The 8,405-nt window shown below is 69.6% G+C and carries 10 protein-coding genes; 6 read left to right on the top strand and 4 right to left on the bottom strand.

Annotated features, from left to right (window positions below; all coding sequences use genetic code 11):
• The 4 genes from IO39_RS42620 to IO39_RS42635 form a co-directional block, all read right to left on the bottom strand.
• On the bottom strand, nt 1-836 hold an 836-nt coding region (locus IO39_RS42620; RefSeq protein ID WP_211267379.1), incomplete at its 3' end, for a hypothetical protein.
• Between the two features lie 246 nt (nt 837-1,082).
• Nucleotides 1,083-1,340, bottom strand: coding sequence for a hypothetical protein (locus IO39_RS42625; RefSeq protein ID WP_157549767.1), 258 nt, complete (start codon nt 1,338-1,340; stop codon nt 1,083-1,085).
• A gap of 232 nt (nt 1,341-1,572) precedes the next feature.
• Nucleotides 1,573-2,130 (bottom strand): GNAT family N-acetyltransferase, encoded by a 558-nt coding sequence (locus tag IO39_RS42630; RefSeq protein ID WP_043637147.1) that lies wholly within the window; start codon nt 2,128-2,130, stop codon nt 1,573-1,575.
• An 11-nt stretch (nt 2,131-2,141) separates the two neighbouring features.
• A complete protein-coding gene (locus tag IO39_RS42635; protein WP_052424123.1) occupies nt 2,142-3,629 on the bottom strand; it encodes an NsdA family TPR-like regulatory protein in 1,488 nt (495 codons plus the stop codon).
• A gap of 293 nt (nt 3,630-3,922) precedes the next feature.
• Here IO39_RS42635 and IO39_RS42640 point away from each other — a divergent pair, with 293 nt between their 5' ends.
• The 6 genes from IO39_RS42640 to tmk all read left to right on the top strand — a co-directional run.
• Nucleotides 3,923-4,774 (top strand): SAM-dependent methyltransferase, encoded by an 852-nt coding sequence (locus IO39_RS42640; RefSeq protein ID WP_052424124.1) that lies wholly within the window; start codon nt 3,923-3,925, stop codon nt 4,772-4,774.
• Nucleotides 4,771-5,070, top strand: coding sequence for a hypothetical protein (locus IO39_RS42645; RefSeq protein ID WP_043637151.1), 300 nt, complete (start codon nt 4,771-4,773; stop codon nt 5,068-5,070). The genes IO39_RS42640 and IO39_RS42645 overlap by 4 nt, the downstream gene beginning before the upstream one ends.
• 192 nt (nt 5,071-5,262) lie before the next feature.
• Nucleotides 5,263-5,406, top strand: coding sequence for a hypothetical protein (locus IO39_RS55550; RefSeq protein ID WP_157549769.1), 144 nt, complete (start codon nt 5,263-5,265; stop codon nt 5,404-5,406).
• Complete coding sequence (locus IO39_RS42650; RefSeq protein ID WP_084774510.1) at nt 5,390-6,193, top strand: radical SAM protein; 804 nt, start codon at nt 5,390-5,392, stop codon at nt 6,191-6,193. The genes IO39_RS55550 and IO39_RS42650 overlap by 17 nt, the downstream gene beginning before the upstream one ends.
• Nucleotides 6,194-6,794: 601 nt before the next feature.
• The gene (locus IO39_RS53665; RefSeq protein WP_043637155.1) at nt 6,795-7,907 is read left to right on the top strand and encodes a radical SAM protein; all 1,113 of its coding nucleotides are present in this window, start codon (nt 6,795-6,797) and stop codon (nt 7,905-7,907) included.
• On the top strand, nt 7,904-8,405 hold a 502-nt coding region (tmk, locus tag IO39_RS42660; RefSeq protein ID WP_043637158.1), incomplete at its 3' end, for a dTMP kinase. The genes IO39_RS53665 and tmk, both read left to right, overlap by 4 nt.

An 8,405-nucleotide genomic window follows, 5' to 3' on the forward strand; every position in this document is an offset into this window, starting at 1 on the left:
GGGCGGGGGGCGCGGCGGCCGCGCGGGCGGGGGAGCCACGGCATCCCGTCGTCGTCCTCCACCATCCAGCCGCCGCCGGTCGGGAGGGGGCGGCCCGTTTCGGCCGTACTCCGGCCGGCCGGGGTGGGGGAGTAGGAGCCGAGTTCGACGGCGAGCTCGTCGTGCAGCAGCTCCCACACGCGCATGCTGTTCGGCTGTTCGGCGATGGCGACGGCCTCGGCGAGCGGGATGGTGAGCCGCATCCAGCCGGTGAGGCGGCCGTCGCGCGTCTTGTGGGGGGAGCCGGGGATGCGGATCTGGCCGGCCGGGCTGGACATGGGGCTGACGTCGATGGTGGGGAAGCGGGTGGCGAGTGCGCATGCCACCCGGTGCAGCTCATCCCAGGGGAGCGGCTGGGCGAACAGCACATAGGTGTGGCGGCCGCCGTTGGGGGGGAGGGCGGGGATGGCGCGGCCACCGCACCGTTCGACGGCAGCGATCGCGGCGGCGGCCTCGGCCGTGACACGGGCGGCCGGGTTCGCGACGCCGAGAGCGCGGGCCCGGCTCACGTCGTGGTCGAGCACCAGCAGCCGGCCTGTGCCCGCGCGCCGGTCGAACGTGGCCACGGTGGTGGGCCGGTTCGGGTGCCGCGCGGTCAGCGGCCGCTCGAACCTCGCGGGGAACGTCACGCCGCCGTCCGCCGAGTAGCGGACGCGCGGCGCCTGCGCGATCAGCGGCGCGAGCGCGGCCCACGCCTGGGCGGCCTCGGCTCGGAGCGCTTCCCACGTGATTTGATCATGTGGGACGGGTATGAGGTTGTGCAGCGTGGCTGTGCCGGTTTGGTCCGATTCCGACACGCCGAAATCGGACACGACTGGCAGAGCCAGGGGCCCATCGATTATGGTGGCACCTAGCTTCTGGTTGACCGGCTCCAGGCATGCGAAAGCCCGCCGGGAACCGGTGGCCTCTAATCGGGGGTCCTTGCGCAAATCTTCCTGGACAGTTGATACGGCGCAGGGGCCCTCGTGGCTTTCTATGGAGTTGTCCGCCGTCCTCGGCGGGCTACGTCTCCCGTTCTTCGCGTTTGCGGGTAGCCGCGGTCATTACGCGGCGGTGGTCTCGATGAGTGGCAGCTTCGCCTGCTCCCCGACCAACACCTTGTGGCGCAGGTGCGGCGGCGGGACGAGCACACCGTCCTGCCGGTCGCGAAGGTAGGCGGCTGCCTCCTCGCGGTTCTTGAACCCGTACGGCTGCCACTGACCGTGGGCCATGTTGAACATGAAGTCCACGTAGGCGCTGAAGTCGTCGAAGCCGAGCTTCTCCCACACTTCGGTCGCGTGGGTCCAGACCTGCTCATTCATGAAGCGAATGCTGGTCTTGTGGCCACCCTTACGAGGGCGCCCAGGCCCCTTCTTCGGGCCGGTCTGCAGTCCACCACTCATAGCCGCCGACAATATCGGATTCCGAATCCGCAATGGGAGATCTTCCGGCCGACACGCCGGGCCAATTCTCAAACGCCCCACCACACCCCACCGCATCAACAGTGAGGCCACCGCGCGTCACCGCGCGATGGCCTCACCATGGCTTGCCCGATCACCTCTGAAGTGCATCCCACTCAGGCGCCAAGATCGAGTGAACGACGGAATCGCGCCACCCGGTAGGGAGCTTCAGATGCCCCCTGATCACGCCCTCCTCAACCATGCCCACCTTGGTCATCACCGCGGCGGAAGCCTCGTTCATGGGACTCCGTGCGCCCCAGATGCGGTAGACGTCGAGCTGCTCGAACCCGAGGCGCAGCAACAACCGCACCACCTCGGTGCCAATCCCCTGCCGCCACCGGTCGGCGCGCAACGCGAACCCCAACTGCGCGCTGTTCTGCAGCGGGTGGCCAACGTCGATCGCCAGCCTGGCGAACGCCACCAGCTCGTCGCCGGGCAGCACCGCGGCGAGGGAGTATTCGGTCCGGGGGTCAACGCGGGCCGCCTTGGTCACGCCGGCGATGGTGGTCTCGACCTGGTCGCGCGAGCGCGGCTCGAAACTCATGTGTTCAGCCACTCTCGGGTCGCCGTAGATGGCCAGCAGCTGCTCCACGTCGGCCGGGGTGAACTCCCTCAAGGCCAGCCGAGGGGAGGAGATCATTACCGGGTACATGGCCTCCGACCCTACTGGCCGGGCGGCAACGCGGCCTGGATGGGCAGCCCGGCGAACTCCTCGATCTCCTGCTGCATGCCGGCGGCGAGCGCACCACCCCGGAAGTTCGGGGCGCGGAGCGCTTCGTGGATGCGCCGCGTGCTGGCGACGATTCCCCCGATGCGCTGATCGACGGGAAGGTCGAGCACGGTGGCCAGCGCCTCGGCGGCGCCGTCGAGGTCGCCGAGATGGATGCGGGCGAGCGCAAGGTCAGCGCGGGCGCCGGCCTCGTCGGAGAACGACTGCTCGCTCTCGTCGGCTCCCGCGTAGGCGTCGATCGCGGCGCTCGCGCTGTCGGCCGCGAGGTGTTCCTGGCCGGGCAGCCACACCCTGGCGTCGGCCGCGTAGTAGAGCTGTCTCGGCGGCGTGAACGTCATGATCCCGCCGAATTCATCCAGTTCGTCCGGCTGGACTTGCTCCCGCGCGTGCTCGGCATGAAGGATCGCCTCGTCCACTCGCTCGGCGTTGCCCAGCACCCCCCACACCCTGGCGGCCTGCGCGGGCAGCCACACTGCGGCGGTGCTGCGCGTGCGGGCCGCGTACTCGGCCCCCGCGTCGACGTAGCGAGCCGCCTCGCGGGGGCTGCCCGCCCAGTAGGCGATCATCGACTGCAGAACCCGCACCCACGTGCGGAGCCCGTCGTGGCCGGCGTTCTCGGCGCACACGATCGCGGCACGGGCCTGCGTCATCGCGGCATGCGAGTTGCCCAGGTCATGAGACGCCTTGGCCAGCATGCCCGAGATGATGCCGCTCAACAGATACAGGTCTGTCGTCTCGGCGGGCCGCTGCCTGCCCTCCAGCAGGCGGAAGAGCATGTCCTGCAACTCCGCGAGGCTACCCATCAGGTGGACCAGCGATCTTTGGGGGTACAGCCGGGCGATGTGCGCCACCTCGTCGCGGATCTGTGCCAGCATTTCGGGACCGACGTTGCTGCCCTCCGCCCCCGTGGCGAATCGCATGGCTCGGCGAGCGATCACTTCTACCTCCTCTTGCAGGCTGCCGGGAGCCGGCAGCCGCACCTGAGCTGTTGCTGATGTACTGAACGTGCTTTCGCCCAGGCTGGGCGGCGCAGCAGCGAACCCCGGGTTGCACCGGATCAGGATGTCCCGCTCCTGCGGGTCCAGCCTGTCCAGAGCGTTCGGCTCCAGGAGCGTCAGCGGCGTCGTGCGGTAGACGCTCGCCAAGGTGATGAGGTGCGTCGCGAGCGGCGCCCTGGAGCCGAACGCGGGGAACATCTCCAGCCGGGACAACAACGGTTGGTCCATCACCATCGTTGGCGACTGGTCCCGGCATTGGTCCACGACCTCCGGCTGCGACAGGCCGAGCGCCGCTCGGTAGGCGGCCAACGGCGTCAGACCGAATTGGATGCGGATCTCTACCGCGATGTCGTCGGTAGTGCGGTTTTGCGCACGCATCTGCGTGCGCAAACGATTCACCCTGCGCCGGATGTCGTTGACCATCGAGGCTCCCCTGGTGAGGCTCTGCCAGAAGGGTTTCCCGTGACGAGGGGATTCGGCAACCACGCATATCGGTCACCCCCGAGACCGGCGACATAGAACGGCACCCACCCGCCGGGAAACAGCAGGTCAGCAGGGGCGGAGGGTGCATAGAAAATATGTCGCAACCCCCCGTGACCGGCACAGTACAGCGAGCGTTTACTAGGGCAGGCCGCAATACAGCCGATGAGCAGCCTGCACGCTGCCCCCTCCCGACCTTGAAGGTCCTCACGATGACACCAGCCGCCAACCGGGATATGCCAACCGCAGCCGACGTCGCTCGCCCACCCGACAGCATCGCCCGCATCTACGACTACGGGCTCGGCGGGAAAGACAACACACAGCCCGACCGGGACATCTTCGACGCGCTCGCGAAGATCGACCCAGGGCTCCCCGAGTCGGTACTGGCCCACCGTGAAGCCGTGCACCGCGGCGCCGGCCTGATGGCCCGGCTCGGCGTCCGCCAGTTCATCGACCTCGGCAGCGGTCTGCCGGACGCGAATGGACAGAACATCTTCGACACCGTCTCGGCCGTCCAACCGGACGCCCGGGTCGTGTACGTGGATGTGGCTGGCGTGCCCGCCGCGCACGGGCGTGCGCTCCTGACCCGGATCGAGCCGACTCTCATGGTGCAGGCCGACGTCCGCGAACACCACAAGGTGCTCAGGCTCTCGTTCAAGCTGCTCGACCCTGACGAGCCCGTGGGCGTCATCGCCACCGCGCTGATGCACTTCTGGAAGTTCCAGCCGTACGCGATCTGGGTGCTGCACTCCTACCTGCGGGCGTTCCACGCCGGCGGCTACCTGGCCTTCTCCCACGCCTGTTCCGACATGGACCCGGACGTGCGAGAGGCCATGGTAAAGGAGTACAGCCGCAGCGGTGCCGACCTCTATCCGCGTAGCAGGGCCGACATCGCCGGCTTCCTCGACGGGCTGGTCCTGCTCCGGCCCGGCCTGGTCGAGGCGTCCACGTGGCGGCCCGACCCGGACACCCCGGCGCGCAAGGTCGGTGAGGCGAAGTTCTTGTTCGCGGTGGCCGGGTTCGGCCCGTACGGGAACGAGTGCCCGCACGACGAGCGGCACACCCCCGCAGCAGGGGGTGCGACATGAGCCGCGGCCCCGTCTTCGCCGGCTCTGGCTCGGAGATCGACGACGACACCGGCCGGGAGATGGCGGCCAGACTTGAGGAGGAGTACGGGCACATGGCGCTGGTGCTGTGGGAGGTCGCCGGTAGGCATCTTACGGCCTTCTGGCGCGGCCATGTCCCGGAAGCCATCTACGTCAAGGGCAGGACTCCGCAGGAGCTACGCGCGGCGCTCGCCGCCCGGCTGGCCGAGGTTACGCGTCCGCCGCACATCCCCGGCGGCAGCTTCCCCATCCCCCGCCAAGGCAGGGGCCCGGGATGACAAGGCGAGGCGTGACACCGACGCAGCATCCACCAGTGCGCGCCGCGTCGGCCACGCCTCCGGGGCGGGCGGCCCGGTGTCGATGTCCCCGCCGTCCAACCCCGCCACGGCGCGGGCCGGTGATCGTCCGTCGTATCGGCGGCCGGCCCGCGCCTGCGCTTCGCTCCGAGCACTGCACCGCGAGGAGAACACATGGAACCCATCTTCCTGTCCCTGATCGACAGCCTCTTCCCCATTACCGACCGGCGTGAGAAGACGCCGACACCGCCACCAGACAGGCCGCCCACCCTTCCAGCCGACCACCCGACCGGAGCTCCCGATGGCCGCCACACCTGACCACCTGTGGCTCGAACTCACGAGCCTTTGCCAGATCCAATGCGGCCATTGCAGAGCGGAGGCGGGACCGCAGGGATCACACGGCACCATGGAGCTGTTCGACTGGCTCGGCGTCATCGCCCAAGCGGCCAAAGCCGGGGTGCGGCAGGTCCGGTTCACCGGGGGCGAGCCCACCCAGCACCCGCACTTCGGCAACCTGGTCTACCAGGCGCTCAACGCCGGCCTGGAGGTCGAGGTCCACAGCAACCTGGTCCACATCCCGGAAAAGGTCTGGACGGTGCTCTGCCACCCGCGTGTGAAGCTCGCGACCAGTTTCTACAGCGACGACCCGACCCAGCACGCGCGCATCACCGGGGGCAGCGCGACCTGGCACCACACCCTCCGCAACATCGAGCGGGCCCTGATGTACGGCATCCCGCTGCGTGTCGTCATGGCGCGCGTGCTGGAACGTCAGCGCCTGGACGAGGGCCGGAAGCTGCTGACCGAACTCGGCGTGGACCGCATCGACATCGAGCCGGTGCGGGGGCTCGGCCGGGCCGCCGGCAGAGCCGCTCCTGACGTCAACCAGTTGTGCGGCGAGTGCGGTCTGCGTGCTGCCGCCGTCCTCCCGAACGGCGAGGCGACCCCGTGCCCGCTGGCGCGGTGGATGCGCGGCCTCGACGTCCGCGACGTGGGTTTGGCGGCGGCGCTGGAGGCGATGCGCCCCCACCGCGAGTACATCGCCGCCAACGTCCCGCCCGCCACCACGTGCGGACCGGCCGGTGAGGTCGCCGCCGCCAGCAGATAGCCCCGCTGCGGGCCCTTCCCCCGCGATGGCCCGCAGCCTCCGCCCCGGAAATGGCCCGGTCCGGGGCTGACGCCGTGGGACGGCAGCCGCATACCTGCCGTCCCACGGCCACCCCTCACCCCCCCACCCCCGGAGAACAGGCGATGACCCTGCCCACCTCCTGCGCGGGCGCCGGTGAGCGCGCCGCACGCACGACACGATCCCCTCGGCCGTGGCTGGCCAGGCTGCGCGCCGTCGCGCGCGCGTGGTGGGCCGGCTCCTGGTGGGACGACACAACGCCGATCCCCACGGCAGTCCCCGAGGGCTTTCACGGCTGGGTGCAGTCCGGCGCTCTACGCGACGGCCGGGCACCGACAGCTCGACCTCCTCCAGCCGTTCCCAGGCCCCATCACCAACCTGCCTGCCCCGCATCCTCCTGACCGCCCTCTACGTCGCCCCCGGCGCGAACCTCGCCGAGACCGACGACCACCCGGCACGGCCCGCGCACGTCGTCGCCGACCGCTGGTAGCCAAGGGCGGAATAGGCCCCGGGAACACCAGCCACCGGCCCCCAGCGGGCATCATCCGGATGTGCCTTACCACTCCCCATGAGGAGGGAACCCATGACGGCACGACTCATCATCGACACCGACGCCCTGGCCGGGTCCTGCTACTTCAGGACCTCCGTCGCAGGGGACGGCCGCAAGTCGCTGATCCAGATCACCGAGCGCTGCAACTTGCACTGTGCGCACTGTTTCGTCTCCTCCACCAAGGAGGGCCTGGATCTGCCGCTGGACGTCCTCACCGACACGGTGCTGCCGCGCCTCCAGCGCGCCCGGGTCGAGCGCATCACCCTCACCGGCGGCGAACCGTTCGTCCACCCCGACATCATGCCGCTATGCCGTCACATCGTCGGCCTCGGCCTCCCGCTCGGGCTGTGCACCAACGCCACCCAGACCAGCGACGAGCAGATCGCCGAACTGGCGGCCCTCGGCGGCGTGCACATCAACGTCTCACTGGACGGGTTCCGGCGCGAATCCCACGGCAAGTTCCGCGGCGACACCTCCTCCTTCGACGTCACAGTGGCCACCACCCGCAAGTTCGCCCAAGCCGGCCTCCTGCAAGGGCTGCTGTCCACCCCGAACGCGCTCACCAGCACCGGCGAGTTCGTGGACCTGTGCGAGTTCGCCGTCGAGGTCGGCGCCCGATACGTGCTCATGAACCCGCTGTCCAGCTTCGGGCGCGGCGTCAAAAGCCAGCAACGGCTGGCGGCCGACAACGACAAGATGAACGCCATCGCCGAGGCCACCGAGAAGTTCCGGGCCCGCGGCGTCGAACTGGTGCGCATCCGCTTCCCCAACCCCGGCAAGCCGCTCGCCGGGTGCGACGCCGGCAAGCTCATCTACGTGTTCGCGGACGGGCTCACCGCAGTCTGCCCCTACCTGGTGTTCGCCGCGCGCACCCCGCAATCGCCGCACCCGGACACCGACTTCCTCGTCGGGAACATCCTCCACCAGGAGGTCGCCGACGCGCTCGACGGCTACGACCTGGAGGGGAAACTCCGCATGGGAGTGAACTCCAGCTGTGGCACATGCCACATGGGCGGCCGGTGCGGGAAGGGCTGCCCGGCCGCCGTCATCGCGAACGGCGCACGAGTCGGCGAGGTGGACACCGAGCAGTGCCCCATCGTCGAGCACGACGGCCGCCCCCTGCTCCAGATAGGACGCCGCCCGTGAACACGTCACCGGCGAGGGGTGGCCTGTTCATCGTGGTCGAGGGCCCCAACGGCGTCGGCAAGACCACCACCGCGGCCCTGCTCGCGGACCAGTTCCGCGCTCTCGGATCGCGCGTCCACGAGACCAGCGAGCCGTCCGCCACTCCACTGGGACGGCTGGTCCGCAACGGAGAATCCAAGCTGACCGGCCGAGCGCTGGCCCTGGCCGTCGCCGCCGACCGCTGCGTGCACATCGACACGGAGATCCGGCCGCAGCTACGGGCCGGCCTGGTCGTCATCAGCGACCGCTACGTGCAGTCGTCGCTGGTACTGCAACGCCTCGACGGGCTGCTGCAGGAGGAAATCTGGCAGTACAACTGCCACGTGCTCCCGCCGTCCCTATCCTGCTACATGCGCCACACTCCCGAGGAACTGGAGAAGCGGCTGGCCGGACGTGACAGATGGTCCCGGCTGGAACAGATCGGCTCGCCGCGGCGCGAACTCGATCTGTACGAGGAGG

Origin of the sequence: Nonomuraea candida, assembly GCF_000725485.1 — a bacterium.
Classification (GTDB): Bacteria; Actinomycetota; Actinomycetes; order Streptosporangiales; family Streptosporangiaceae; genus Nonomuraea; species Nonomuraea candida.